Annotated in this window: 20 protein-coding genes; 4 read left to right on the top strand and 16 right to left on the bottom strand. The window is 65.6% G+C overall.

All coding sequences use genetic code 11. The annotated features are described in order from the left end of the window. Positions 1-124: 124 nt before the first annotated feature. On the top strand, positions 125-631 hold the full coding sequence (locus tag CAL19_RS05275; RefSeq protein ID WP_026640450.1) for a hypothetical protein: 507 nt from the start codon (positions 125-127) through the stop codon (positions 629-631). On the opposite strand, the gene CAL19_RS05270 is transcribed toward CAL19_RS05275, so the two are convergent. The 13 genes from CAL19_RS05270 to CAL19_RS05210 all read right to left on the bottom strand — a co-directional run bounded on the left by CAL19_RS05270 (position 628) and on the right by CAL19_RS05210 (position 18,575). Beyond that, entirely contained in the window at positions 628-1,974 is a 1,347-nt protein-coding gene (locus CAL19_RS05270; RefSeq protein WP_026640449.1) for a tryptophan--tRNA ligase, read from the bottom strand. The genes CAL19_RS05275 and CAL19_RS05270 overlap by 4 nt on opposite strands. Positions 1,975-2,044: 70 nt before the next feature. After that, the gene (locus tag CAL19_RS05265; protein WP_026640448.1) at positions 2,045-2,371 is read right to left on the bottom strand and encodes a DUF3325 domain-containing protein; all 327 of its coding nucleotides are present in this window, start codon (positions 2,369-2,371) and stop codon (positions 2,045-2,047) included. Beyond that, on the bottom strand, positions 2,368-4,002 hold the full coding sequence (locus tag CAL19_RS05260) for a PepSY-associated TM helix domain-containing protein (protein ID WP_249276254.1): 1,635 nt from the start codon (positions 4,000-4,002) through the stop codon (positions 2,368-2,370). The genes CAL19_RS05265 and CAL19_RS05260 overlap by 4 nt, the downstream gene beginning before the upstream one ends. A gap of 10 nt (positions 4,003-4,012) precedes the next feature. Beyond that, positions 4,013-4,294 carry a DUF3649 domain-containing protein gene (locus tag CAL19_RS05255; protein ID WP_026640447.1) on the bottom strand — a complete coding sequence of 94 codons (282 nt, stop codon included), beginning with the start codon at positions 4,292-4,294 and terminating at the stop codon, positions 4,013-4,015. A gap of 46 nt (positions 4,295-4,340) precedes the next feature. Continuing rightward, complete coding sequence (locus CAL19_RS05250) at positions 4,341-6,815, bottom strand: TonB-dependent siderophore receptor (RefSeq protein WP_094796186.1); 2,475 nt, start codon at positions 6,813-6,815, stop codon at positions 4,341-4,343. A gap of 129 nt (positions 6,816-6,944) precedes the next feature. Continuing rightward, the gene (locus CAL19_RS05245) at positions 6,945-7,925 is read right to left on the bottom strand and encodes a DUF4880 domain-containing protein (RefSeq protein ID WP_094796185.1); all 981 of its coding nucleotides are present in this window, start codon (positions 7,923-7,925) and stop codon (positions 6,945-6,947) included. After that, positions 7,906-8,418, bottom strand: a complete 513-nt coding sequence (locus CAL19_RS05240) for a sigma-70 family RNA polymerase sigma factor (protein WP_026640445.1) — start codon at positions 8,416-8,418, stop codon at positions 7,906-7,908. Before CAL19_RS05240 ends, CAL19_RS05245 begins: the two co-directional genes overlap by 20 nt. Positions 8,419-8,529: 111 nt before the next feature. Further along, positions 8,530-9,621, bottom strand: coding sequence for a cell division protein ZapE (zapE, locus tag CAL19_RS05235; RefSeq protein ID WP_026640444.1), 1,092 nt, complete (start codon positions 9,619-9,621; stop codon positions 8,530-8,532). Positions 9,622-9,875: 254 nt separating this feature from the next. Further along, on the bottom strand, positions 9,876-11,303 hold the full coding sequence (gene lpdA, locus CAL19_RS05230) for a dihydrolipoyl dehydrogenase (RefSeq protein ID WP_094796403.1): 1,428 nt from the start codon (positions 11,301-11,303) through the stop codon (positions 9,876-9,878). Positions 11,304-11,507: 204 nt separating this feature from the next. After that, a complete protein-coding gene (gene odhB, locus CAL19_RS05225) occupies positions 11,508-12,725 on the bottom strand; it encodes a 2-oxoglutarate dehydrogenase complex dihydrolipoyllysine-residue succinyltransferase (protein WP_026640442.1) in 1,218 nt (405 codons plus the stop codon). A gap of 42 nt (positions 12,726-12,767) precedes the next feature. Then, positions 12,768-15,638, bottom strand: a complete 2,871-nt coding sequence (locus CAL19_RS05220; RefSeq protein WP_026640441.1) for a 2-oxoglutarate dehydrogenase E1 component — start codon at positions 15,636-15,638, stop codon at positions 12,768-12,770. Between the two features lie 320 nt (positions 15,639-15,958). Further along, positions 15,959-18,043 carry an OPT family oligopeptide transporter gene (locus tag CAL19_RS05215; protein WP_094796184.1) on the bottom strand — a complete coding sequence of 695 codons (2,085 nt, stop codon included), beginning with the start codon at positions 18,041-18,043 and terminating at the stop codon, positions 15,959-15,961. Positions 18,044-18,107: 64 nt separating this feature from the next. Next, entirely contained in the window at positions 18,108-18,575 is a 468-nt protein-coding gene (locus tag CAL19_RS05210) for an Lrp/AsnC family transcriptional regulator (protein WP_026640439.1), read from the bottom strand. A 126-nt stretch (positions 18,576-18,701) separates the two neighbouring features. Here CAL19_RS05210 and mdeB point away from each other — a divergent pair, with 126 nt between their 5' ends. The 3 genes from mdeB (at position 18,702) to CAL19_RS05195 (ending at position 24,380) form a co-directional block, all read left to right on the top strand. Then, entirely contained in the window at positions 18,702-21,365 is a 2,664-nt protein-coding gene (mdeB, locus tag CAL19_RS05205) for an alpha-ketoglutarate dehydrogenase (RefSeq protein WP_094796183.1), read from the top strand. A gap of 144 nt (positions 21,366-21,509) precedes the next feature. Continuing rightward, positions 21,510-23,798 (top strand): NADP-dependent malic enzyme, encoded by a 2,289-nt coding sequence (locus tag CAL19_RS05200; RefSeq protein ID WP_094796182.1) that lies wholly within the window; start codon positions 21,510-21,512, stop codon positions 23,796-23,798. A gap of 129 nt (positions 23,799-23,927) precedes the next feature. Further along, positions 23,928-24,380, top strand: a complete 453-nt coding sequence (locus tag CAL19_RS05195; protein ID WP_094796181.1) for a DUF2214 family protein — start codon at positions 23,928-23,930, stop codon at positions 24,378-24,380. A 101-nt stretch (positions 24,381-24,481) separates the two neighbouring features. Here the strand turns inward: CAL19_RS05195 and CAL19_RS05190 are convergent, their stop codons facing one another. The 3 genes from CAL19_RS05190 to CAL19_RS05180 are packed head-to-tail and all read right to left on the bottom strand — an operon-like array spanning position 24,482 to position 26,810. After that, positions 24,482-25,792, bottom strand: a complete 1,311-nt coding sequence (locus CAL19_RS05190) for a citrate synthase (RefSeq protein ID WP_026640435.1) — start codon at positions 25,790-25,792, stop codon at positions 24,482-24,484. A 20-nt stretch (positions 25,793-25,812) separates the two neighbouring features. After that, positions 25,813-26,073, bottom strand: coding sequence for a succinate dehydrogenase assembly factor 2 (locus tag CAL19_RS05185; protein WP_026640434.1), 261 nt, complete (start codon positions 26,071-26,073; stop codon positions 25,813-25,815). A 20-nt stretch (positions 26,074-26,093) separates the two neighbouring features. Continuing rightward, entirely contained in the window at positions 26,094-26,810 is a 717-nt protein-coding gene (locus tag CAL19_RS05180) for a succinate dehydrogenase iron-sulfur subunit (RefSeq protein ID WP_026640433.1), read from the bottom strand. Between the last annotated feature and the right edge of the window lies 1 nt (position 26,811).

Genomic DNA, 26,811 nt, shown 5'->3' with positions numbered 1-26,811 from the left:
GATGGCGGTCGAACTGACCGCCCAGGGTTACCCCTAGGCGGACATACACGAAAAATGAGAGCCAAAACCAAATAATTAAGCGAAAATATCCAGTTGTATCAAAACAATAACACCGGATCTCGCCATGCGTAGCACGACTCTGGCGCTCGCCGCCAATGCATCGCACACCGTCAACGCCGAGAACATCGGCCCCAGTGCAACGTATGGGGAGATAACGCTTGGCCAGTATGCGCACCTGGTGCTGGACGGCATACCGGTGGCCGCGAAACTGATCACGCTGCAGCGGCTGGGCTCGCGCACCATCGAATTGCGCAATGGCGCAAGCCTGCACGTAGGAGCGCTGGGCTTTGCCAGCATGGGAGCAAGCATCACCTATCGCATCGGCGCGCATTGCTCGATGGTGTTCGATGCCAGCCAGTGGGATCCGGAAGTGGTGGCCAACACCACCTTCGAATTCGCGAGCCAGGGCACCGGCACGCTGAAATACTTTCCGTTCATCAACCCCGAATGGCTGGACTGCCCCCAAGTGGTGGGCTACGTCGAGGGCGACACGCTGGAAATCGCGGGCCAGGGCAATGTGCCGCGATTCCAGGTGCAAGGCGGCCGCATCGTGGCGACCGCCGGGCGTTAGCGCCCTGCCAGCGCGGCCAGCGCCTCGCGGGCCTGCGCCATAAGGGCGTCGCGCTGTTCGGGGTTGTGGGCCGCGGGGCCGTGCGCCACCGCCGCGCCATCCACTATCGCCGCATACGTCAGGCCGTCTGCCTGCAACATGCCGGCGGCGTCGCCTGCCTGCAGGCGTTGCAGCGAGGCGCCCGCATCCTTGGGGTTGGCGTAGCCCTGCGAGCGCAGCAGTTCCTGGCCGTCGGCGGCCAGCAGACGGAACCGGAACGCGCCGTCATCATCACGGAAGCTGACAAAGCGCGCCGCCTTGCCCGCCTTTTTGGCAGACGGCTTGGCCGCCGCCGGCGCGGGCGCGCGCAAGCCCACTGCCTCGCGCAGTTCTTGCATGAACGGCACGGCCAGCTTGCGCGCCTTCAGCGCTCCGGCCTGCAGAATATCTTCGATGCGGCCGGGGTTGGCCATCAAGTCCTGGTACCGCTCGCGCATGGGAGCTAGAACGCCCTCCAGGCGGTCATACAGGGCCTGCTTGGCATCGCCCCAGCCCAGGCCGGTTTCCAGCTGCGTACGGAACGCGGCGGACTCTTCCGGCGTCGCGAAGGCGCGGTAGATGGTGTACAGGTGCGAGGCGTCCGCATCCTTCGGTTCGCCCGGCTCGCGCGAATCGGTCACGATGCGCATCACCGCGGCGCGCAACGCCTTGCTGCCGCCTTCGAACAACGGAATCGTGTTGTTGTAGCTCTTGGACATTTTGCGGCCATCCAGGCCGGGCAGGGTCGCGACCTGTTCTTCAATGACCACTTCGGGCAGCACGAAATACTCGCGCCCATACAGATGGTTGAAGCGCTGGGCGATGTCGCGCGCCATTTCCAGGTGCTGGATCTGGTCGCGTCCGACGGGCACCTTGTGCGCGTTGAACATCAGGATGTCGGCGGCCATCAGGATGGGATACGAGAACAGCCCCATATTGATGCCGTCGTCGGGCTCTACCCCCTTGGCATTGTTCTGGTCGACCGCCGCCTTGTAGGCGTGTGCGCGGTTCATCAGCCCCTTGGCGGTGACGCAGGTCAGCAGCCAGCACAATTCGGGGATCTCGGGCACGTCCGACTGACGGTAGAACGTGACCCTTTCCGGGTCCAGGCCGCCGGCCAGCCAGGTGGCGGCGATTTCCAGCCGCGAACGCGCCACGCGGGCCGGATCGTCGCACTTGATCAGCGCGTGGTAGTCGGCCATGAAATAAAACGCGTCGATGCCGGGCTGCTGGCTGGCAGCGATGGCCGGACGTATGGCCCCGGCGTAGTTGCCAAGATGCGGGGTGCCGGACGTGGTGATGCCTGTGAGAACGCGGGTACTCATGGAGCGACTGCAGTGGTTGCGAAGAATTCCGCAGTGTAGCGCGTCCTGCGGCGGAGCTGGCCGTGCCGCCTTATAGCAAGGCCAGCATGGGCGCGGCCAGCGCGCACGCGCCGCCGGCGGCCAGGGCCGCCGCCGGCCGGTATGCCACAAGCCAGATCAACAGCAGTCCGGCGATGGTCAGAATGCCGATCCATTCGACCACGCCGTAGCGCCAGCCCCACACCGCCGCCGTCGCCCACAGCGACAGGGCCAGCGCAGCCCAGCCGGCGGCGCGCAAAGTGGTCCGATGCAGGCGCGGCAAGGCGCGCTCGAACACCGTCTCATAGTGACGGTCCATGCCCAGGCACAGTGCGGCAAAGCCCGCATAGGCCAGGCAGAAAGCGGCAACGCTCATCATGGGCTGACTCCCGTTCGGGTGGAGGGATGCCGCGCCGGCCGTAACGCGGCGCGCGGTGCAGCGCGCTGGCGCAGCGGACGCGCCTTGCGCCACATCCACGCCAGCAGGCCAGCCGCGGCAAGCGCGGCCAGATCGAACCCCGCCATGATCCAGTCGCCGGCCGGCAGCGACACGCCCAGGTGCCGCGCGGTCGTCATGCCATTGACGGCCGGCAACAATGCAGCCAGCCCGGCGGCCAGCGCCAGCAGATCCGGCCACCTGCGCGCAGGTTTCAGGAAGGCATAGATGAAGCACAGCGCCCATGCCAGGAAGAAGGCGCGCGTTTCCCATGCGGCGCGTCCGGCAAGCCCGGCGGGCAGTAGCCGATTGGCCCAGAAGTAAGCCGCCACCGCAACGCACAGCCCGGCGATGGTGCCCGCGTTCAAGGCGTCGACCAGCCGCAGCGAGAACGCCTGCGGGGTGGCGCCGCCGGCTTTCTGGCGCCGCTTGGCGACCCACAGCGCCAGGCCGGTGCCCACCATGGCCGTGCCCGCCAGGCTGACCAGAAAATACAGCCAGCGCAGCAACGGCTCGGCAAACAGGCCCAAGTGCAATCCGATCAGCGTGCCGGCCGTGATGCGGGCAGCGCTGTCGGCGTCGTGGCGCGCCAACAGGCGGCCGTCATTGCCGTCATAACGCAGGCTGGGCGCGCTGCGCGCATACGTGATGCGTTCGCCGGACGCCCGGCTGATCGACACCACCGCGCCTTGCTTGCCGGGCTGGGCAACCACAAGCTGCCCTGCCTCGCCGCCCCGCCACTCTGCCTGCGCGCGCGTGACCAGCGACCCCAGATCCACCAGCGGCGCGCTCGCCTCCGACGCACGCGCGGCGGCAAACGCAGGGAACATGTCATCGGTGAAGGCGCGGGGGTTCTCGTACACCGCCGCAATGCCAGCGGGCAACAGCATCGCCATGAAGATCACCAGCCCGCTGAAGGTAATCATCAGGTGAAACGGCAGGCCCAGCACCGACAGCGCATTGTGGCCATCCATCCAGGCTCGCTGCCCCCCTTTGCGCGGCCGGAAAGTAAAGAAATCGGCGAAGATTTTCTTGTGCGTGATGACGCCGCTGATAATGGCCACAAGCATGAACATGCCCGCGACGCTGGCCAGCCAGCGCCCCCACGGATGCGCCATTTCCAGTTCGAAGTGAAAGCGGTAGAAGAAATCGCCGCCGCGCGTCTCGCGGGCCTGCACGACCTGGCCCGTGGCGGGATCGAGCCTGACGCGCTTGAAGCCGCGTTCGCCCGGCGCCGGTCGGGGCACTTGGTACCCCAGCCCCAACAGCGGCTCGCGTGCCGTGGGCAAGGTGATGAACCAGCGCGCCGCACCGGCGGCATGCTGCTGCAGATACTGCTGCGCAACATCGGCCGCGCGCGCCGCGGACACCGTGTCCGGGCGCGCCGGCGTTTCGGGCTGCATCCAATGAGTGATTTCCGGGCGGAAGAATGCCAAGGTGCCGGTCAGGAACATGGCAAACAATATCCAGCCGAAAATCAGTCCCGCCCAGGTATGCAGCCACGCCATGGCCTGCCGCAGGCTTTCCGCCGGCTCGGTGATGCGTCGCGCTGTTGCGTCATGCCGGCCCATCATGCCGCTCCCATCATGCCGCTCCCGTCAGCCGGCCAAGCCAGCACAGCGCCGCAAGCAGGGCCGCGGGCCCCAGCATGCCCAGCCAGGCGCGCCATGCATTGCGGGCAACGTACACCCAGATGACACCCGCGGCATACGCCACAAATGCCACCAGCATGCCGGTGATCACCGCATCGGCGCGCGCCATCGGCAACCACACCGCCAGGCACCCGGCCATGGCCGAGGCCAGTGCGTAGCCTCCCAGCACGGCGGCGGCCGTACGGGATGCAACGGCCCACCGGTAGCGCGCCAGATTGGCGCCGGGCTCTGGTCTCACAGCGGATCTCGCGTCATATGCCCTACCAGCGATAACGCACTGCGGCCTTCACAGTACGCGCGTAGCCATACCAGCACCAGTTCTCGTCAATGCACGAGGCCACATAGCGCTTGTCGAACAGGTTTGCCACATTGAGACTGACCTGCCAGCCCTTCAAGGCAGGTTGATTGCGCCCCAGGTCGTAATCCAGGCCCAGGTCGAACAAGGTCGCGCCGGGCACGCGGAACGTGTTGGCCGCATCGCCCCAGGTTTCGCCCAGATAGCGCACGCCCGCGCCCATGCCCAGGCCCGCCAGCGGCCCGCGCTGCAGCTCGTAGCGCACCCACGCCGACGCCTGGTGCTTGGGCACGGCCACCGGCTGCGAGCCCTTGAGGCTGATGCCGGCCGCATTGGGGTTGTCTTTGGAATACACGTTGTGCAGCCAGCTGTACGATGCGATCACGCTCAGCCCGTCGATGGGCTCGCTCTTGGCCTCGAGTTCCAGGCCCCGCGTGCGCACCTCGCCGGCCTGGATGCTGCAACGCCCGCCCCCGCAGATATGCGTGGGATCAGGATCGGTGGTGGTGAGATTCTTGCGGCGCAGGTCGAACACGGCGGCGGTCAGCAGCGTGCGGGACCCGGGCGGCTCGTACTTCACGCCAAGTTCGTATTGCTCGCCCTCGACCGGATCGAACGGCTGGTTGTTCCAGCCCGTGCCGCTTTGCGGTTCGAACGATTCCGAATAGCTGAAGTACGGCGCCACGCCATTGTCGAACAGATACAGCAAGCCCGCGCGCCCGGTGAACGCCTGCGCGCGCTGCGGAGAGTGCGTGCGCACGCCAGTGGCCAGGTTGGTGCTGTCGGACGTGGTGCGGGCCCAATCGTAGCGCCCGCCCAGCAACACCGACAGGCCGCCCAGCTTGATCTGGTCTTGCAGATACAGGCCGGTCTGGTACTGCTTCTGCCGCTGGTCGGTGGTAAAGGGGGGCAACTCGTACCCCATGTCGTAATCCGGATCCCAGGTATCCAGGTTGAAATCAGACACGCCCCAGCGCGATGCCGACTTCGTGTCGGTGCGGATGTGCTGGTAGTCAAAGCCCAGCAGCAGCTTGTGGGCGAACGGGCCGGTGTTGAAATCGGCCTGCACGTTGTTGTCCAGCGTCAGCGCCTCGAACTCCACGTCGGTGCCTATCATGCCGCGCTGCAGATAGCGGTACACCCCCGGGTCGGCCCAGGCGCTGTTGTAGATGCTGCGGTACTTTGCATCGGCGTTCACGTAGCGGAAATTCTGGCTTGCCTTGAACGTGTCGTTGAAGCGGTGCTCGATGTCGTAGCCTAACGAATAGTGTTTTCGGTCGCTGCGTTCGAAGCCCTTGTCGCCGTCGTAGAAGCTGCGCGAAAAGCGGCTGCCGTCGGGCAGCTCGTATACCGTGCCCATTGCGGGCAGCGAGCCATACGCGCCCATGTCGGGATCGTGCTGGAAGTGCGTCAGCACCGTAAGACGCGTATCCGCCGATGGCTGGTACGTGAACGACGGCGACACGTAATAGCGCCGCTCTTTGGTGAAATGCTGCTGCCCGTCGGATTTATAGCCCGCGCCGACGATGCGGTACAGGAACTTGCCTTCGTCATCGAGCCGGCCGCCCACATCCGCCATGCCGCGCAGCAGTGAATTCGTGCCGAACTCCACGCCCACTTCATTGATCTGGCCATCAACGGGGCGCTTGCTGATCTGGTTGACCACGCCGCCCGGTCCGCCCTGGCCGTAAACGACGGACGACGGGCCCTTCAGCACGTCCACGCGCTCCAGCCGGTACGCATCGACCTGCGGCAACGCATCGCGTCCGCCAAACACGCGCAAGCCGTCCAGATAAGTGGTGGCCGAAAACCCGCGAATGGTGAACTGGTCCAGGCGCGTGGCGGTTGCGCCGCGGGTCTCTACTGCCACGCCAGGGGTGTAGCGCAGCACCTGGTTCAAGGTGTTGGCGCCCTGCTGGGCTATCTGGCTCTGCGTGATCACCGACACCGATTGCGGCGTCTCCAGCAACGGCGTATCGGTCTTGGTCGCGGACCGGGTCACTTCTGCCACGACGCCATACGTCTGGCCTGTGCCGGTTTCACCCTGCCCTTGCACGAGCACCGGCGCCAGGCTGACGGTACCTCCGGTTGATGGCAGGCGCCGCAACACCCAGCCGCCTTCTCCCGGCCGGGCCTGCAGGCCCGAGCCCTGCAGAATGGCGTCAAAGCCGGCGGCCACGGTGTAACTGCCCTGCAGCCCCGCCGAGTTCAACCCCGCCACCATGCGCGTGTCGAATGAAAGCAGCACGCCTGCCTGGCGCGCGTAGGCTGTCAGCACCTCACCCAGCGGCCCGCCGGGCAACGCGTAATGGCGCACCGACGCCGTGGCGGGTTGTGCAATGGCCGGCGTGGGCAGGGCGCCCAGCCCGCAGGCGGCCAGCGCCACTACCAGCGCGGGCAGCGTGCCGGTTACGGGAAACCGCAATGTGCGGCCGCGCATCGAAGCGGCGGGCACAGAAGCTAGGAAGAACAAGGCGATGACTCCTGCAAGGTTAAGGGTTGCAGGAGTCATTCCGTACGAGCGCACACAATCTGCAGCCGCGGCGCCGGAAAAATTGCAACAAATTGCTCATGCCGGCCGCCTGCCGCCGCTGTGTGCGGGCTCGACGCGTACACGCCACGCGCCCCAACGCACCACGCTTATCGGCAGGCTCTGTTGCAGCATGGTCAACGCCCGATCGGTATCATCCAGCGGAAACACGCCGGATACGGCCAGGTCGGCCACATCGGGGCTGGCCGACAGGCTGCCGTGACGATAGCGCGCCAAGTGCGCCAGCACCGAATCCAGCCGGTCGCCGTTGGCCACGAGCATGCCGTCGGCCCATGCGCCCTGCCCTGCCTCGGGCGGCGCATCGCGCCACGCCCCCCGCTGCTGGTACAGCGCAGTGCCGGCACGCAGGGTGCGGATAGCGCCATCGGCGTCGATCAGCTGCAGGCTGCCTGCATACACGTCGATGCGCACGCCTGCCCTGGCGCGCTGCATACCGAAATGCGCGTGTTCGGCAACCACCCGGGCGCCGTCGCTGGCGGGCACCGTCAGCGACGGCAGCCCGTCGGACCCGGGCACGCGCACCCCCATTTGCCCGCGCAACAACGCCAGTTGGCGGCGCTGGCCGAGCATCTGCACCGATACGGCGCTGTCGCTGGCCAGATCAAGACGGATCTCGCCGGGCAGCATCACGCGCCTGCGTTCGCCGACGCGCGTACTGTAGTCGGATATCAACCGTTGCCAGGGCGTCCATTCATAAGCGGCTGCGCCCGTACCGGTCGCCACCAGCAGCCCGGCCAGCCCCTTGAGCACGGTGCGCCGCGAGCGCGGCGGCGGGATGAAATGCGCGTGGGCAAGATCCGAAGGAACCTCGCGCAGCATGCCCGACAGGCGCTGCAGCCGGCTCCATGCCTGTTCGTGGCGCGGGTCGGCTGCGCGCCAGCGGCGGCATGCCTGCTCTGTCGCGGCGCCGCCCTGCCCCGACTGCAGCCGGACCCACCACGCGATGGCTTCGCGCGCCACCGGGTCCGGCGACGCGGCGTCACTCGTCCAGGCAGGCATAGCAAGCCGTCCACGCGCGGGTCATATATTGCTGCACCGAACTGAGCGATACGCCCAGCCGGCGCGCGATGTCGGCATAGGGCAATCCGTCGATCTGCGCCAGCACGAAGGCGCGCCGCACCTTGTCGGGAAGCTGCGCCAGCGCGCGGTCCAGCGCAATGACTTGCTGAACGAGCGTTGCGCGCAATTCGGGCGACGGTTGCTGCGGCGCGGGCAGCCGGCTCAGGTACTCCAGGTACGCCTGCTCCAGCCCGACGCGGCGATAGTGGTCCACCAGCAGCCCGTGCGCGATGGTGCGCAACAATGGCCGGGCCTGGCCGGCGTCCACCTGCTTGCGGCCGGCAAGAATCCGCACGAACACATCATGGGTCAGGTCTTCGGCGCGCAAGGGGCTGCCCAGCTTGCCGCGCAGCCACCGCAACAGCCAGGGCTGATGGTCGCGATAGAGCGCATCCACGGATACCGGCGCGGGCGAGGCTGCCCCGCAAGACATAGAGCTTTTCACGGCGGGCGGCTGGAAACACAAAACCGAGATAGTAATTGATAACCAATCTTATTATCAATCTCTATCGCCAGCGCGCCTCGAGCCCTGCCCGGGCGCCGCCTACAGGCCGACGGTCAGGCGCCGCTCTTCGTCCAGGTATTCGCGCGACTGCATCTCCAGGATACGGGACACGGTGCGATGAAACTCATTGGCCAGCGCGCCCTCGGTATAGAGTTCTTCCGGTTCGCATTCGGCCGACATGATGAGCTTGATCTTGTGGTCGTAGAACACGTCGATCAGCCAGGTAAAGCGACGCGCCTCGGACGCCTGCCGCGGGCCCATGCGCGGCACATCGGAAAGAATCACGGCGTGGAAGCGGTTGGCGAGTTCCAGATAATCATTCTGCGATCGCGGCCCGCCGCACAGGGTGGCGAAGTCGAACCACACCACCGACCCCGCCAGGGCGACGGCGCGGATCTCACGATGCTCGATGTGCAGCAGGGGCTCCTGCGGCGGCGTGTCGGCCAGCCGGTCAAATGCCTGCTGCAGGGCCTGGCGGGCTTGCTCGTCCAAAGGCGAGTGGTAGCACTGTACGTGTTCCAGCGTGCGGCGCCGGTAATCGATGCCGGCATCGACATTCAGGATGTCCATGCGCTTTTCGATCAGCGCAATGGCGGGCAGGATGCGATCGCGATGCAGGCCGTCCGGATACAGCGTGGACGGCTCGTAGTTCGATGTCATGACGAATGACGTGCCCAGCTCGAACAGGCGGAGCAGCAGCCGATACAGGATCATCGCGTCGGCCACGTCCGACACATGGAATTCGTCGAAGCAGATCAGCCGGTAACGCTTGGCGACGCGGCGTGCCACCTCGTCCAGCGGGTCCTGCATGCCCTTGACGCTTTCCAGCTCGCGATGCACGCCGCGCATGAATTCGTGAAAATGCAGCCGCGTCTTGCGTACCACCGGCACCGTGGCGTAGAAGGCGTCCATCAGGAAACTCTTGCCCCGCCCGACACCGCCCCACAAATACACGCCCCGCGGCACGTCCGGCCGGTTCAACAGCTTCTTGAGCGCGTTCGAGCGCATCGACTTGAAGCGGACCCAGTCGTCGTAGTAGGCCTGCAACCGGTCCACTGCGTGGCGTTGCGCCGCATCGGACTGGTAGCCCCGTTGGGCCAGGGCATGTTCGTAGTATTCGCGGACGTTCATGTCGCAACACACAGCTGAAAAATTGGCGCCGGGGCGCGCGGATTGCAGGCGCTACACAAGAAAGGGTTCTGTCATGCACGCTGCATGAAACCCGGCATGGCAACGGGATGCGCCGAAGCGCGGCTGCGGGCGGCGCGGCCCCCCGGGTATGGCCCGCCCGGGGTAGAGCCCGCCCCGGGTGCGGGCCGGCGCGGGCCGCGGGCGCCGCCCTGGGGCCGGCGTCGCACGGCGCCTGGCGCCTGCCGCCCGACGCCTTAGAAGTTCAGCGTGCGCTTGTCGACCGCCAGCGCCGCTTCTTTCACGGCCTCGGACAAGGTCGGGTGCGCGTGGCAGATGCGGGCGATGTCCTCGGCGGCGCCGCGGAATTCCATGATGGTGACGGCTTCGGAAATAAGCTCGGACGCCATCGGGCCGACGATATGCACGCCCAGCACTTCGTCAGTCTTGGCGTCGGCGATCACCTTGGCAAAGCCGGTGGTGTCGCCCAGGGCGCGCGCGCGCCCGTTGGCCATGAACGGAAAGCTGCCGGCCTTGTATTCGCGGCCTTCTTTCTTGAGCTGCTGTTCGGTCTTGCCCACCCAGGCGATTTCGGGCGACGTGTAGATGACCCAGGGCACGGTATCGAAGTTGACGTGGCCATGCTGGCCCGCGATGCGCTCGGCCACCGCCACGCCTTCTTCTTCGGCCTTGTGCGCCAGCATGGGGCCGCGCACCACGTCGCCCACCGCCCATACGTTGGGCAGGTTGGTCTTGCAATGGTCGTCTACCTGGATGAAGCCGCGCTCGTCCAGGTTCAGGCCCACCGCGTCGGGGTTCAGGCCGCCGGTGTACGGCACGCGCCCGATCGAGACGATCAGCTTGTCGACCACCAGTTTCTGTTCGCCGCCCTTGGCATCGGTATAGGGCACCGTGACCGATTTGGCGGTTGCCTTGACTTCGCCGAGCTTGACGCCCATTTGGATGTCCAGGCCCTGCTTGGCGAAGGCCTTCAGCGCTTCCTTGGCCACCTGCTGGTCGGCCGCCGCCAGGAACTCGGGCATGGCTTCCAGGATGGTGACCTCGGCGCCCAGGCGGCGCCACACGCTGCCCATTTCCAGGCCGATGACGCCCGCGCCGATCACGCCCAACTTCTTGGGAACGGCGTCGATGTTCAGCGCACCATCGTTGGACAGCACCACTTTTTCGTCGAAGGGCAGGCCCGGCAGCTCTCGCGGCGAGGAACCGGTGGCCACCACCACGTGCTTGGCGACGAGGTCTTCCTCGGCCGTGCCCGTCACCTTGATGGCATAGCCGCCATCAGCCTTGCCGGCAAAGGCGCCCTTGCCATGGAAGAAGGTGACCTTGTTTTTCTTGAACAGATACAGGATGCCGTCGTTGTTCTGCTTGACCACCGTGTTCTTGCGGCCGATCAGCGTATCGAGCTTCAGCGACACACCCTTGACCTCGATGCCGTGGTCGGCAAAGTGATGATTGACCTGTTCGAAATGCTCGGAAGACTGCAGCAGCGCCTTGGACGGAATGCAACCGACGTTGGTGCACGTACCGCCGGGAGCCGGCCCGCCCTGCCCGTTTTGCCAGGCATCGATGCAAGCGACGGACATACCGAGTTGAGCGGCGCGAATGGCGGCGATATAACCGCCGGGGCCGGCACCGATGACGACGACGTCAAATTGTTTGGACATGATGTTCTCGGAAATTGGGGGATTGAAGAGACGCTTGTGGCTGGTCGGGGCGCGCCGGCCCATGCGCGTCGCGCCCGCACGCGCGGCCGGACGCAGAGGGGAAAAGGCGGAAGAAAGCCGGCGGGGCCTGCCGCGTACGGACCGGTGCGATCCGGCCCGCCGCGACAGTAGCAATCATTGCCCCTAGCCCTGAGCCGTGCCGGATTACAGATCCAGCAACAGGCGCTGCGGGTCTTCCAGCGCGTCCTTGATGGCCACCAGACCCAATACGGCTTCACGGCCGTCGATGATGCGGTGATCGTACGACAGCGCCAGGTAGTTCATCGGGCGGATGACGATCTGGCCGTTTTCCACCACCGGACGTTCCTTGGTGGCGTGCACGCCCAGGATCGCCGACTGCGGCGGGTTGATGATGGGCGTGGACAGCATCGAGCCGAACACGCCGCCGTTCGAGATGGAGAAGGTGCCGCCGGTCATTTCTTCGATGCCCAGCTTGCCTTCGGCGGCGCGCTTGCCGAAGTCGGCAATGGTCTTCTCGATTTCGGCAATCGACAGTTGGTCGGCATTGCGCAGGATGGGCACGACCAGGCCGCGCGGGCTACCCACCGCGATACCGATGTCGAAGTAGCCGTGGTAGATGATGTCCTTGCCGTCGATCGAGGCGTTGATCAGCGGGAACTTCTTCAGTGCGGCAACGGCCGCCTTGACGAAGAACGACATGAAGCCCAGCTTGATGCCGTGCTCTTTCTCGAACTTGTCTTTGTACTTGTTGCGCAGGTCGATGACAGCCTGCATGTTCACTTCGTTGAACGTCGTGAGAATGGCGTTTTCGCGTTGCGACTGCAGCAGCCGCTCTGCGATGCGCGCACGCAGGCGGCTCATGGGCACGCGCTGTTCGGGGCGGCCGTCCAGCGACATCGAAACCGGCGCGGGCGCAGCGGCGGCCTTGGCGGGCGCCGCGCTGGCGGCCTGGGCGTCGGCCTTGGTGACACGGCCATCACGGCCGGTGCCTGCTACCGAGGCAGGATCCACCCCCTTCTCGGACAAGATCTTGGATGCTGCGGGCGAGGCGACGCCCGCGGCCGACGACGAGGCAGGCGCGGCAGGCGCAGCAGCCTTCTCGGCGGCCGGTTCTGCCTTGGGCGCCGCGGCGGCGGGAGCAGCCGCGGCTTCGGCCTTGGCCGCCGTGTCGATCTTGGCGATCAGTTGCCCCGAAGTTACCGTGCTGCCGTCGCCTTCGACGATTTCGGCCAGCACGCCCGAGGCGGGCGCCGGCACTTCGAGCACGACCTTGTCGGTTTCGATTTCGATGAGGATTTCATCTGCCTCGACGGCAGCGCCCTTCTGCTTCTTCCAGGTAAGCAGGGTCGCTTCCGAAACGGACTCGGACAATTGGGGGACAACGACGTCAGTGATAGCCATAGTGATAGGTTCCAGTAAAGATGAGTTCGAAGCCGGCCGACCTTATTTGGTCAGTACGAAGCCTTTGTGCTTGGACGCGAACGCCTGCTCGATGAGGGCCTTCTGCTGCTCCTGGTGCTTGGCCAGGTAGCCCACAGCGGGAGAAGCGGACGCCGCCCGGCCGGCATAGCCGAGCTTCTGGCCTTCGGACATGTTCTCGTACAGATGATGCTGGATATAGAACCACGGACCTTGGTTCTGCGGTTCGTCTTGCACCCAGATGACTTCGGTAGCCTTGCCGTACTTGCTCAGCTCGGCCTGGAACGACTTGTGGGCAAACGGGTACAGCTGTTCGACGCGCACGATGGCCACGTGATCGGCCTCGCGCTCGCGGCGTGCGTGGACCAGGTCGTAGTAGACCTTGCCCGAGCAGGCCAGCACGCGCTTGACCTTGGCCGGGTCGATCGACTCGTCGACCTCGCCGATGACGGTGCGGAAGCTGCCGCCGGCCAGTTCGGTCAGGGGCGAACCCGCGTCCTTGTTGCGCAGCAGCGATTTGGGCGTGAAGATGACCAGCGGCTTGCGGAACGGCCGGATCATCTGGCGGCGCAGCAGGTGGAAGATCTGCGATGCAGTGGTCGGCTGCACCACCTGGATGTTGTTGTCGGCGCACAGCTGCAGGAAGCGCTCGATGCGGCCCGACGAGTGTTCGGGGCCCTGGCCTTCATAGCCGTGCGGCAGCATGAGGGTCAGGCCCGACTGACGGCCCCACTTGGCTTCGCCGGACGTGATGAACTGGTCGATGACCACCTGCGCGCCGTTGACGAAGTCGCCGAACTGCGCTTCCCAGATGGTCAGCGTGTTGGGTTCCGCGCTGGAATAGCCGTACTCGAAGCCCAGCACGGCTTCTTCGGAAAGCACCGAGTCGATCACGGTGAACGGGGCCTGGCCGTCGGTCACGTTCTGCAGCGGGATGTACGTGCCGTCGTCCCAGCGCTCGCGATTCTGGTCGTGCAGCACCGCATGGCGGTGCGTGAACGTGCCGCGGCCGGAATCCTGGCCGGTGATGCGCACGGCGTAGCCCGAGGCCACCAGGGTGGCGAAGGCCAGGTGTTCGCCCATGCCCCAGTCGAGATTCATCTCGCCCTTGGCCATGTTGCGGCGGTCGTTCAGCAGTTTGTTGACCAGCGGGTGCACCGTAAAGCCTTCGGGCACGGTGGTGATGCGCTCGCCGATGCGCTTGAGCTCGGCCAGCGGCACCGCGGTGTCGGCCTGGTCGGTCCATTTGGCGCCCAGGAAGGGCGACCAGTCGATGGCGTACTTGCTCTTGTAGTCGGTCAGCACCGGCTCGATGGTGCGCTGGCCGTCTTCCATGAGCTGGCGGTAGTCCTTGACCATCTGGTCGGACTCGCCTTCGGCCAGCACGCCCTGGGCGGTGAGCTTGTCGGCGTACAGCTTGCGGGTGCCGGGATGGTGGCCGATGCGCTTGTACATCAACGGCTGGGTAAGCGACGGGGTGTCTTGCTCGTTGTGGCCCAGCTTGCGGAAGCAGACGATGTCCAGGACGATGTCGCGGCCGAACTCCAGGCGGTAGTCGAGCGCCAGCTTGGTGGCGAACACCACCGCCTCCGGGTCGTCGCCGTTGACGTGGAACACCGGCGCTTCGATCATCTTGACCACGTCGGTGCAATACAGCGTCGAACGCGAGTCGCGCGGGTCGGACGTCGTGAAACCGATCTGGTTGTTGATGACGATATGGACGGTGCCGCCCGTGCCGTAGCCGCGCGTCTGGGCCAGGTTCAGCGTTTCCATGACCACGCCCTGCCCGGCGAAGGCCGCGTCGCCGTGCACCAGCACGGGCAATACCTGCTTGCCCTTGTGGTCGCCGCGGCGTTCCTGGCGCGCGCGCACGCTGCCTTCGACCACGGGGTTGACGATTTCCAGGTGCGACGGGTTGAACGCCAGCGACAGGTGAACGGGGCCGCCGCGCGTAGAGATGTCGCTGGAGAAGCCGTTGTGGTATTTCACGTCGCCGTCGGTCAGGCCTTCGGCATGCTTGCCCTCGAACTCGGCGAACAGATCGCCGGGCATCTTGCCCATGATGTTCACGAGCATGTTCAGGCGGCCGCGGTGCGCCATGCCCACCACGATTTCCTGCACGCCGGCTTCGCCGGCATGGTTCACCACTTCGTCCATTGCGGCGATGAAGCTTTCGCCGCCTTCGAGCGAGAAACGCTTCTGGCCGACATACTTGGTGTGCAGGTAGCGCTCGAGGCCTTCGGCCTCGGTCAGCTGCTGCAGGATGTGGCGCTTTTCGTCGGCGGTGAAGGTAGCCGCGCCCAGCGTGGTTTCAAGGCGTTCCTGGATCCAGCGCTTGGCGGCCGGATCGGAAATATGCATGAACTCGGCGCCGATGCTGCGGCAGTAGGTGTCGCGCAAGGCCTTCAGGATATCGCGCAGCGTCATGGTGCTGGCGGTCGTGAAGTAAGTGTTGGTGGCCGAGTAGGTCTGGTCGAGGTCGGCTTCGCTCAGGCCGTAGAACGCGGGATCGAGCTCGGGGATGCCGGGGCGCTCGTGGCGCTTGAGGGGGTCCAGTTCGGCCCAGCGCGAACCCAGCGAACGGTACGCGGCGATGAGCGACTGCACCGACACCTGCTTGCTGGCCATCGACAGGTCGGTTTGCGCGGCCTGCTGCACGAAACCATTGGTGCGCGCGCGCAGCGCGAACGATTCGACGATGGGCGCGTGCGCCTGGTCGCGGGTGGATTCCGAACCGTCAGAAGCCGGCGCATGCTGCAGCTGGTCGAAGTACTCGCGCCAGTTTTCGGGCACCGAGCCGGGGTTGTCGAGATAAGCCTCGTACAGTTCTTCGACGTACGGAGCGTTACCGCCGAATAGATAAGAAGTGGAAAGGGATTCTATTTCGGAAGACATGTATTGCTTCACCTTGACGAGTGCTTCACTCGATGCGATGCAGGAAAACCTTCCGCGACACGGGCTTCCCGTTAGGCGGATAGCAGGGGCAGAAGGCGCGTACGAGCCTTGAAAGCCGTATGGATCAAAAGTATAACCCTTACGTATTGCGGCGTCTTGTCGCGCAGCCGCAAGAGCCCTACCGTGCGGCATGCCGGCATTCCGGTGCAGCATGGCCCGTCGCAACATCCGCGATGATGCCGGCATCGGTCGGCATTGAACGCGATCGGCGCGCGGCCGGCTGTGACGCGAAAACGACGCCGGCCCCGCGCGCTGCGGGCTCAGGGGCGCGCCGGCCGGGCGGCCAGCGCGCGCCGGTAAAACAGCCCAGCCGCCAGCGCAAACACCGCCAGCCCCAGCCACGAGGCCGCGGTGGCAAAGCCCGGACCCGCGATGGCCAGGGGCGCTTCTTCGCCCGTCGCGCCGATGATGGCCGCCATCAGCACGCCAACCAGGCTTTCGCCCACGATCAGGCCCGAGGCCAGCAGGGTACCGCGCCGGTTGACCGGCTCGGCGCAGGCTTCGTAGGGCAGGCCCGTGCGGCGAGCCCGGGCCTGCACGGCGCGCTGGATGCACCACGCCAGCACCGCCCCCACCACCAGCGGGGCGCTTACCGTGGGCGGCAGGTAGATGCCGATGCCCACCGCCAGCACGGGCATGCGCGCCACCTTGCAGGTGCGCCGCAGCACCTGGTCTACCAGGATGAGCCCCACCCCCGTGGCCATGCCGATCAGGATCATCAGCCAGTTCAGCTGGTGGGTGAAGATGCCCTGGGCGATCGCCAGCATCAGCGTGGCCTGCGGGGCCGACAGGGCCGCGTCGGGGTCCATGCCCGGGCGCGGCAGCGCGCCGGCAAAGCCATAGGCGTTGTAGAGCAGTTCCAGTACAGGCGAAATGACCGCCGCGCCCACCACGCAGCCGATCAGCAGCGCCACCTGCTGGCGCCAGGGGGTGGCGCCGACCAGCCAGCCGGTTTTCAGGTCCTGCAGGTTGTCATTGGAGATGGAGGCCACCGCCACGACGGCCGAGGTCGTGAAAATGGCCAGGCCGATGGCCATGCGGGTGCCGTCGGGCGTGGCCAGGATGCCGTTGGCGCTTTCGAGCGCCAGCATCAGCAGCGACACCAGCACGATGGCCACGATGCCCACGCCCGAGATCGGGCTGGTGGACGAGCCCACCAGCCCGGCCATGTAGCCGCATGCCGCCGCCACCAGAAAGCCGAAAATGAAGGCGAACGCCACGGAATACGCCACCAGCATGCCCACGTGGCCCTGGGCCGCCGGCGTGGGCCTGAGGAATGCCATGAACGTTGCCACCAGAATGGCCACCAGCACCAGCGTCACCAGCGATATCCAGCGGGCCGGCAGGTCTTGCTGCGTGCGGGGCGCATCGGCCTGGGCCAGCCGCCCCGCCGCCGTGAACGCCGCGAACGACGTGCGGATGCCGCGCATCATCGGGACAAACAGCGTGGCAAGCGTCCAGATGGCGCCCACGCCGATCACCCCTGCGCCGATGAAGCGCACCTGCGAACTCCAGATTCCGGTGGCGTAGTCGGCCACGGACTGCCCGGCGGCCATCGTGCCCGTCGCCGTCAGCACCGGCACCGCAATGCCCCAGGCGATCACCAGCCCGGTCAGCATGGCCAGGCCGGCGACAATGCCGATGAGATAGCCTGCGCCCATCAGCGCCAGCGAAAAGCCCATGGGCAGGCGAAACACCGCCGCCCCCAACGTGGGCCACATGCTGACGCTGTCGCCCAGCACGCGCAGGCCGTTGACGGCGAAACTGACGGCCGCCGCCACCCCGGCGCCGCTGAGGATGTCGGCCATGCCGGTAGGGGCCGCGGCCGGTTTTTCGGCAGCGGGCCGGCCGGCATCGGCGCTCGCGTCCGCCTGCGCGGGCGCGCCGCTGCTGCCCACTCGCAGGATTTCGGCGGCGGCCACGCCCTCGGGGTAAGGCAGGTCGCTTTGCACGACCATGATGTGGCGCAGCGGAATCGTGAACATCACCCCCAGCATGCCGCCTGCCGCGCAGATGCCCAGGGTCTGCCAGAAAGGAAAACCCTGCCAGTGGCCCATCATGACCAGCGCCGGCAGGATGAAGATGATCGCCGACAGGGTGCCCGCGGCCGAGGCCTGCGTCTGCACCATGTTGTTTTCCAGGATGTTGGCGTTGTTGAACAGCCGCAGCACCGACATGGAGATGACCGCCGCCGGAATGGCCGACGAGAAGGTCAGGCCCACTTTCAGCCCCAGGAACACGTTCGATGCAGTAAATACGACGGTAATCAGCGCGCCGATGATCACGCCGCGTACGGTCAGTTCGGGCAACGTGATCGAATCGGGAACTCGGTCGAAAGCGGACATGGGTCGGGCAGCCTCTATGTGGACGACCCGACGATTCTACGCCCCTGCGCCCTGCCGGCCTGCGCTAGCCCAACGGCAGCGCGGTCTGATATTTGACCTGCTTCAGCGCGAAGCCGGATCGGATGTTGCGCACGCCCGGAATGCGCGACAGGCGATTCACCACGAAACGCTCCAGCCCCTGCATGTCCGGCACCACCACGCGCAACAGGTAATCGGAATCGCCGGTCATCAGGTAGCACTCCATGACTTCCGGGCATTCGGCCATGGCATTCTGGAAACGCTCGAGCTCGGTCTCGACCTGCTTTTCCAGGCTGACCTGGATGAACACGTTCAGGCTCAGGCCCAGTTGCAGCGGATCGGCCAGGGCCACGTAGCCGCGGATGACGCCGGCCGCCTCCAGCGCCTTCACGCGCGCCAGGCACGGAGACGGCGACAGGTGCACCCGGCGGGCCAGCTCGACATTGGTCAGGCTGGAATCGGTTTGCAGGATCGCCAGGATGCGGCGGTCGGTCTGATCCAGTTTGTTGGGCATTTTTGACTGTGAATCGAATTATTTGCCGAATATTATGCCGGACAGCCCGGCCTGGCCTCACATTTTCGAATACTTATGTCACGGCGAACGCGATAGGATGACCCTCCACAGGAGATTCCGACCGCCATGCTCGACGCCATGCCAGAAGACATTGACCCCACCGAAACCGCCGAGTGGAAAGAAGCGTTCCAAGCGCTGGTAGGGGCGCAAGGGGCGCCCCGGGCCGCCTACGTACTGGATGAGCTGCTGGCCCAGGCCGCGGCGTCGGGGGTGCGCGCGGCCGGGCAGACGCGCAGCGCCTACCTGAACACCATCCCCGCGCACGAGCAGCCGCCCTTCCCGGGCGACCTGGCGCTTGAAGAGCGGATCGCGTCCATCAATCGATGGAACGCGCTGGCGATGGTGGTGCGGGCCAACCAGGCACACGGCGAACTGGGCGGCCACATCGCCAGCTATGCGTCGGCGGCCGACCTCTTCGAAGTGGGCTTCAATCACTTTTTCCGAGGCGCCGTCGCCGATTCCCCGGGCGATCTGGTGTACCTGCAGCCCCACTCCGCGCCCGGCGTGTATGCCCGCGCCTACCTGGAAGGTTTCCTGGGCGAAGAAGACCTGGCCCATTTCCGGCAGGAGATCACCGCCCAAGCGCGGGGCCTGCGCGGCCTGTCGTCCTACCCCCACCCCTGGCTGATGCCCGATTTCTGGCAGTTTCCCACCGGCTCCATGGGCATAGGGCCGATCAACGCCATTTACCAGGCCCGCTTCCTGCGCTATCTGGAAAACCGTTCGCTCGCGCCCGCCTCCGACCGCAAGGTGTGGGGAATCTTCGGCGACGGCGAAATGGACGAACCGGAGTCCATCGCGGCGCTGACGCTCGCCGCGCGGGAAAGGCTCGACAACCTGGTGTTCGTGGTCAATTGCAACCTGCAGCGCCTGGACGGGCCGGTACGCGGCAACGGGCGCATCATCGACGAACTGGAAACCCTTTATGCGGGCGCGGGCTGGAATGTCATCAAGCTGGTATGGGGCGGCGACTGGGACGCCCTGCTCGCCCGCGATGCCACGGGCGCGCTGGCCCGCGCCTTCGCACGCACCGTCGATGGCCAGTTCCAGACATTCGCTGCCAACGACGGCGCCTACAACCGCTCGCACTTCTTCAACCAGCACCCCGAGCTGGCCGCGCTGGTCGCCGACTGGTCGGACGAGGCCATCGACCGGCTGCGGCGCGGCGGGCACGACATCGTCAAGATCTACGCGGCGTATCACCGCGCCGTGCGGCATCGTGGCCAGCCCACGGTCATCCTCGCGCAGACAAAAAAAGGCTACGGCATGGGTTCGGCCGGCCAGGGCAAGATGACCACGCACCAGCAGAAAAAGCTGGACGACGACGCCTTGCTGGCCTTCCGCGACAGGTTCGCGCTGCCGATCACCGATGCCGACTGCCTGGCGCTGAAATTCTACCGGCCTGCCTCCGACAGCCCGGAACTGCGCTATCTGCAGGCCCGGCGCGCCGCGCTGGGGGGCTATGTGCCGCGGCGGCAGAGCAAGGCGCCCGGCCTCGCCGCGCCGCCTGCCGACCGATGGGCGCGCTTTGCGCTGGAAGCAGACGGCAAGGAAATGTCGTCGACGATGGCCATCGTGCGCATGCTGGGCGGGCTGCTCAAGGACGAAGCCCTGGGCCCGCGCATTGTGCCCATCGTCGCCGACGAGGCGCGCACCTTCGGCATGGCCAATCTGTTCCGCCAGATCGGCATTTACTCGGCGCAAGGGCAACTGTACGAACCCGAAGACATCGGCTCGGTACTGTATTACCGCGAGGCGCTGGATGGGCAGATCCTGGAAGAAGGCATTACCGAGGCGGGCGCCATTTCATCATGGACGGCGGCCGGCACCAGTTATTCGGTAAACGGCCTGCCGATGCTGCCTTTCTATATCTATTATTCGATGTTCGGGTTCCAGCGCATCGGCGACCTGATCTGGGCAGCGGCCGACCAGCGCGCGCGCGGCTTCCTGATAGGCGCCACATCGGGGCGCACCACGCTGGGCGGCGAAGGCCTGCAGCACCAGGACGGCTCCAGCCACCTGGTCGCCGCCACGGTTCCGAACTGCCGCGCCTATGACCCCGCCCACGCTTACGAGGCCGCGGTCATTCTGGAACACGGCATGCGCCGCATGCTGCACGAGCAATGCGACGAGTTCTACTACCTGACCGTCACCAACGAAAACCTGCCGCAACCCAGCCTGCCGTCAAACGACGCGCGGGCGGGCATCCTGCGCGGCATGCATCGCGTGCGCGCCGCGCCCGGGGCCCGCGTCCGGCTGCTGGGCGCCGGGCCCATGCTGGCCGAAGCCCTGCAGGCCGCCGAGCGTCTTGCGCAAGATTACGATATCGCCGCCGAGGTCTGGAGCGTGACCAGCTTCTCGGAACTTGCCCGCGACGGGCGCGCCAGCGAACGGGCCCGCACGCTGGGGCTGGGCGATGCGCCAGGCTGGGTGGAACACTGTCTGCCGGGCGACACCCCGGTGGTCGCGGCCAGCGACTACGTACGCGCCGTGCCCGAACAGATCCGAGCATGGATCGCCGCGCCCTATCGCACCGTGGGCACCGACGGCTTCGGCCGCAGCGACACCCGGGCGCGCCTGCGTGATTTTTTTGAAGTGGGCGCCGACTGGATCGTGCTGCAGGCGCTGGACCTGCTCGCGGACCGCGATACCACGCTCCGGGGCGCAAGGCAGGCGCTGCGCGAAAAACTGGGCGCCGCCGAGCGCGCCACGCCGCCCTGGCTGGCGTAGCGCGACTCCCGCCACGGCGCCGGATTACGCTGCGTTGCAGCAAAATGCGGGGCCGCTTTCTGTTGAAATAGATGCCTTGCATTTTTTGAAGGCGGGCGCCTCCGCCCGCCTTGTTTTCTTGTTGCCGCAAAGGCCTACCTCAGCATGGACGAAACGCTTACCAAACTGGCGCTGGACTATCACGCCCACCCCACACCCGGCAAGATCTCGGTGATGCCCACCAAGACGCTGGCCAACCAGGACGACCTGTCGCTGGCCTATTCGCCAGGCGTAGCCGCCGCCTGCATGGCGATTTTCGACCAGGGCGACGAGGCCGCAGCCAAGTACACCTCGCGCGCCAACCTGGTGGGCGTCATCACGAACGGCACTGCCGTGCTCGGCCTGGGCGACATCGGCCCGCTGGCCGCCAAGCCGGTCATGGAAGGCAAAGGCTGCCTCTTCAAGAAGTTCGCGGGCATCGACGTGTTCGACATCGAACTCGCCGAAACCGACCCGGACAAGCTCGTCGACATCATCGCGGCGCTGGAACCCACACTGGGCGGCGTCAACCTGGAAGACATCAAGGCGCCCGAATGCTTCTACATTGAAAAGAAGCTGCGCGATCGCATGAAGATTCCGGTGTTCCATGACGACCAGCACGGCACCGCCATCATCTCGTCGGCAGCCATCCTGAACGGCCTGAAAGTCGTGGGCAAGGACATCACCCAGGTCAAGCTCGCCGTGTCGGGCGCGGGCGCCGCGGCGATCGCCTGCCTGGACCTGCTGGTGCACCTGGGCATCAAGCGCGAGAACATCTACGTGGTCGACTCGCGCGGCGTGATCTGGGAAGGCCGCGACGCCAACATGGAACCCAACAAGCAGCGGTACGCGCAAAAGACCGACGCGCGCACGCTGGCCGACGTGGTGCAAGGCGCCGACGTGTTCCTGGGCTGCTCGGCCGCCGGCGTACTGACGGCCGACATGGTCAAGACCATGGCCGACCGCCCCCTGATCCTGGCCCTGGCCAACCCCGAACCCGAGATCCGTCCCGAGGTCGCGCGCGCCGCGCGCCCCGACTGCATCATCGCCACCGGCCGGTCGGACTACCCCAACCAGGTCAACAACGTCCTGTGCTTTCCCTTCATTTTCCGTGGCGCCCTGGACGCAGGCGCGACCCGCATCACCGAGGAAATGAAGCTCGCCTGCGTGAAAGCCATTGCCGAACTGGCGCAGGCCGAACAGAACGATGAGGTGGCCCGCGCGTACGATGGCCAGGACTTGTCCTTCGGGCCCGAATACATCATTCCCAAGCCTTTCGACCCGCGGCTTATCGTACAGATCGCGCCCGCCGTCGCGCAGGCGGCCGCCGACTCCGGCGTTGCCCTGCGCCCCATCCAGGACATCGAAGGCTATCGTCAGCAGCTGATGGGCTTCGTGTACCACTCGGGCCAACTGATGCGTCCGCTGTTCGCGCAGGCCAAGCAGGCGCCCAAGCGCGTCATCTACGCCGACGGCGAAGACGAACGCGTGCTGCGCGCGGCGCAAACCGTCGTTGACGAAAAGCTCGCCTACCCGATCCTGGTGGGCCGCCCCGCGGTCATCGAGATGCGTGTCAAGAAGGCGGGCCTGCGCCTGGTGGCCGGCCAGAACATCGAGATCGTCGACCCCGAAGACGACAGCCGGTTCAGCGAAACCTGGAACGCCTACTACCAGCTCAAGGGTCGCGAGGGTGTCACGCCCGCCATCGCCAAGGCGATGATACGCAAGCACAACACCCTGATCGGCGCCATGCTGCTGCGGCGCGGCGACGCCGACGCCCTGCTGTGCGGCGTGGCAAGCAAGTACGACAACCAGCTCAAGTATGTCGACGAAGTCATCGGCCGCAAGCCGGGCCAGACCTACGCGGCGCTGAACGTGCTGATGCTGCCCGACCAGACGCTGTTCGTCACCGACACGCACGTCAACGAAAATCCCGACGCCGAAGAAATCGCCAACATCACCGTGCAGGCAGCCGAAGAAATGCTGCGCTTCGGCGTCGTGCCCAAGGTGGCGTTGCTGTCGCACTCCAACTTCGGCAGCCGCATGACGGCTTCTTCCCAGAAAATGGCCCAGGCCCGGCGCCTGATCGAAGAGCGCGCGCCCGATCTCGAGGTCGACGGCGAGATGCATGCGGACGCGGCGCTTTCCGAGAAAATCCGCATGCTGGCCTATCCGGACAGCAAACTGAAGGGCCGTGCGAACCTGCTGGTCATGCCCAACCTCGATACCGGCAATATCACCTACAACATCCTGAAGATGACCGGCAGCAACGGCATCGCCATGGGGCCGATCCTGCTGGGCGCGGCCCGTCCGGTGCATATCCTTACTACCAGCGCCACCGTGCGTCGCATCGTCAACATGACCGCGCTTGCCGTCGTGGATGCGCAACAGGAAGCCGCGGGCCAACTGCGCTGACCCGGCGCGGCGCGCCTCGCAATACACAGGGAGCCCGGGACGGGCTCCCTGTTTTTTCATGACGGGCAGCGGTAGGCATGCCGCCCGCGCAATGTTAAAAAGCCACTAGCCTTTTCCACCGGAGCCGTCATGTTGCAAGACGCTTTACTCGCCTGGATACACTACCTGGCGATTTTCGTGCTTATCGTCATCATGTCCGCCCAGGCGGTGCTGCTGCGCCCCGGGTTGGCCCCCGACACGATACGTCGCCTCGCGCTGTACGATCGCTGGTACCTGGTATCCGCGCTGGCGGTGCTGGTCACCGGCCTGTTGCGCCTGATGGCAGGCCCCAAGGGCGCCGCCTTCTACATGAGCAATCCGTGGTTCCACGCCAAGATCACGCTCTTCGTGGTGATCGGGCTGTGCTCGATCCCGCCGACCCTGGCGTTCTTGCGCTGGCGCAAGCAGGAACGACAGCAACCCGGCTACACCCCCTCCGACCTCGACATCAAGAAGGCCCGTCGATGGGTCATGCTGGAAACACATCTGTTCGTCCTGTTGCCGCTGTTCGCCGTGCTGATGGCCCGCGGCATCGGCATGTAGCCATCGGCTTGGCGCCCGCGGCCGAAATCATCCGATATCGGCCGCAAATAAAAAACGCCCTTGCGGGCGTTTTTTATTGATGGGGCGTGTATCCGGGAGGATCAGCGCTTGTCCATGGCCGGCACGTCGCGCGGCGCAGCGCCGCTGAACAGCTGGCGCGGGCGACCGATCTTGTAGTCCGGATCGGACAGCATTTCGTTCCACTGGGCGATCCAGCCCACCGTGCGGGCCAACGCGAAAATCGCGGTGAACAGCGAGGTGGGAATGCCGATGGCGCGCTGCACGATGCCCGAATAGAAGTCTACGTTGGGGTACAGCTTGCGCTGCACGAAGTAGTCGTCTTCCAGGGCGATGCGTTCGAGCTCCATGGCCAGCTTGAAGAGCGGGTCGTTTTCCAGGCCCAGCGACTGCAGTACTTCTTTGCAGGTTTCCTGCATCAGCTTGGCGCGCGGATCGTAGTTCTTGTAGACGCGATGGCCAAAGCCCATCAGGCGCACGCCCGAGTTCTTGTCCTTGACCTTTTCCATGAACTCGCCGACCTTGGCCACGCCGCCGTTGGCCTGCAGCTCTTCGAGCATTTGCAGGCACGCTTCGTTGGCGCCGCCGTGGGCAGGGCCCCACAGGCAGGCCACGCCGGCCGAAATGGCGGCGAAGGGGTTGGTGCCCGACGAGCCGCACAGGCGCACGGTGGAGGTCGAGGCGTTCTGTTCGTGGTCGGCGTGCAGGATGAAGATGCGATCGAGCGCGCGCTCGACCACTTCATTGACCTTGTACTCTTCGCACGGCGTGGCGAACATCATGCGCAGGAAATTGCCGGTGTACGACAAGTCGTTCTGCGGGTAGATGAAAGGCTGGCCTTGCGAATACTTGTACGCCATGGCCACCAGCGTCGGCATCTTGGCGATGAGACGAATGGCCGAAATGTGCCGATGCTGCGGATTGGTGATGTCGGTGGAGTCGTGGTAGAAGGCCGACAGCGCGCCCACCAGGCCGGTCAGGACGGCCATGGGGTGCGCGTCGCGGCGAAAGCCGCGCAGGAAAAAGTGCAGCTGCTCGTTCACCATCGTGTGGTGCGTGACCTGCGAGTCGAAATCGGCTTTCTGGCCGCCGTTGGGCAGTTCGCCGTTCAGGATCAGGTAGCAGATGTCGAGGAAGTCGCAGTTCACCGCCAACTGTTCGATGGGGTAGCCGCGGTACAGCAGTTCGCCCTTGTCGCCGTCGATATAGGTGATGGCCGACTCGCAGGCCGCCGTCGACATGAACCCGGGGTCGAACGTGAACATACCCGTCTGACCGTAGAGCTTGCGGATGTCGATGACGTCCGGGCCGATCGTGCCCTTGTAGACCGGGAACTCGATCGACGCAGAGCCGTCGGAGAACGATAGTGTTGCTTTCTTGTCAGACAGGTTCATCGCTGTTTCCTCAAAAATAATCAGAGTGCACGCATTTGCCCGATGATGGCGTGTATCCGCGGCGTATCAAGCTGCCCTTCGGGCTCCTTGCGCGCCAACAGCAGGTCGAGCAGGTCGTTGTCGCCCAGCTCGAACAACTGTGTCAGCGCTTTGACGTCGTCATCGGTAAGCTGCGTTTCGTATGCGTCCAGGTACCGGGTAATGATCAGGTCGTTTTCGAGCAGGCCCCGGCGCGCCCGCCAGCGCAGGCGTGTCCGGTCGAGTTCGGTAAGGCTGCTCATGGTGTCCCTGTGTTGTTTTACTAGACCGTGCGGCGAACCATCAGTTCCTTGATCTTGCCGATGGCCTTGGTCGGGTTCAGGCCCTTCGGACAGACGTCCACACAGTTCATGATCGTGTGGCAGCGGAACAGGCGATAAGGATCTTCGAGGTTGTCCAGGCGTTCGCCGGTGGCCTCGTCCCGGCTGTCGGCCAGGAAACGGTACGCCTGCAGCAGGCCGGCGGGCCCCACGAACTTGTCGGGGTTCCACCAGAACGACGGGCAGGACGTCGAGCAGCAGGCGCACAGAATGCACTCGTACAGGCCGTCGAGCTCTTCGCGAGCCTCGGGCGATTGCAGGCGTTCGCGCTCGGGCGGCGGCGTGTCATTGATGAGATACGGCCGTACCGAGTGGTACTGATTGAAGAAGTGCGTCATGTCCACGATCAGGTCGCGGATGACGGGCAGGCCGGGCAACGGCTTGAGCACGATGGGCTCTTTCAGCTCGCGCAGGTTGGTCGTGCAGGCCAGGCCGTTCTTGCCGTTGATGTTCATGGCGTCCGAGCCGCACACGCCTTCGCGGCAGGAGCGGCGCAGCGCCAGGCTGTCGTCCACGTCGTTCTTGATGCGCACGAGCGCATCGAGCAGCATCTTGTCGGTGGGCTGGAGTTCGACCTCCAGCTTCTGCATGTAGGGGCGCTCGTCCTTGTCCGGGTCGTAGCGGTAGATCTCGAATTTGACGATTCTTTTGGTGCTCATC

The organism is Bordetella genomosp. 7, assembly GCF_002261265.1.
Taxonomy (GTDB): domain Bacteria; phylum Pseudomonadota; class Gammaproteobacteria; order Burkholderiales; family Burkholderiaceae_B; genus Bordetella_A.
This window is presented reverse-complemented; position numbering and strand designations above follow the sequence as displayed.